Origin of the sequence: Staphylococcus sp. HMSC061G12 (genome assembly GCF_001838465.1) — a bacterium.
Lineage (GTDB): Bacteria > Bacillota > Bacilli > Staphylococcales > Staphylococcaceae > Staphylococcus > Staphylococcus simulans.
Genome location: NZ_KV837087.1, coordinates 1 through 849 on the forward strand (window position 1 = coordinate 1; position 849 = coordinate 849).

Here is an 849-nt window from a genome sequence, read left to right on the forward strand (position 1 = left end):
GGCTTAATAGCTCACGCTATGCCGACATTCGTCTGCAAGTTTAGTTAAGGGTTCTTCTCAACATCAATAAATTTTCTCGGCATAAATGCCATGCTATAATAGATACACGTCTTCTCTTAGCGTTTCATAGTATTATCCTCGTTTATTATACTTATAATTATAGGGGAAGGCTTAGAGCTATCATTTTGATAGCTCTTTATTTTTGTTCAAACATTTATTCAAAATCAGAATGCCTTTATTTTTTAATTTTAAGGGGTATTTTGAAGAATTAAGGGTTATTTATATAGTTTTATACCTAAAAACTTATATCGGCTCTTAAAACGCAAATAAGAGCCGAATAAAAATAATTGCTTTTCACAAACAAAAATTTGAGCAAAACCAGTGTTGAATTTTTTAGACACTGCCCATCTACATGCAAATTTAAAAATTGGCATAAAAAATGGGCAACCATGCTGGTTGAACGCTATAGTTCCTGCAGGGGCAAAAAAGCATAAAAAAAACGCTAGCTTTGATGAGCTAACGTTAGTTATAAAATTCAGTAATATGCTTTTGTAATTCAATAGATTCTCTTTCTTTTTTAGCTTGTCTTTTTTTAAAACCTTCTGAATTTCTAGAAGCCTTATATATATCCATTATTTTTTTATAATCAATGTCGTAACCATATTTTTGTAACTCTTCTACAAAAAACTTATCGCAATTTAATATCATTTTTCTTCCTCGATTTCGTTTATCATTTGATGATTTATTTTTTCTTTTTCTTGTTCAGTTAAATCATAAATTTCACTTGCTAAGTATTCTTTTTGATTCCAAATATAAAAAATTTGATAAATATATTCAGTCGGGTCAATA

At 28.9% G+C, this 849-nt stretch carries 1 protein-coding gene and 1 pseudogene; both read right to left on the reverse strand.

What is annotated here, in order from left to right; genetic code table 11:
• Positions 1-522 precede the first annotated feature (522 nt).
• On the reverse strand, positions 523-708 hold the full coding sequence (locus HMPREF2937_RS13710; RefSeq protein WP_002495343.1) for a hypothetical protein: 186 nt from the start codon (positions 706-708) through the stop codon (positions 523-525).
• A pseudogene (locus HMPREF2937_RS14010) lies at positions 705-849 on the reverse strand (replication protein); the annotation flags it as partial. The gene HMPREF2937_RS13710 and the pseudogene HMPREF2937_RS14010, both read right to left, overlap by 4 nt.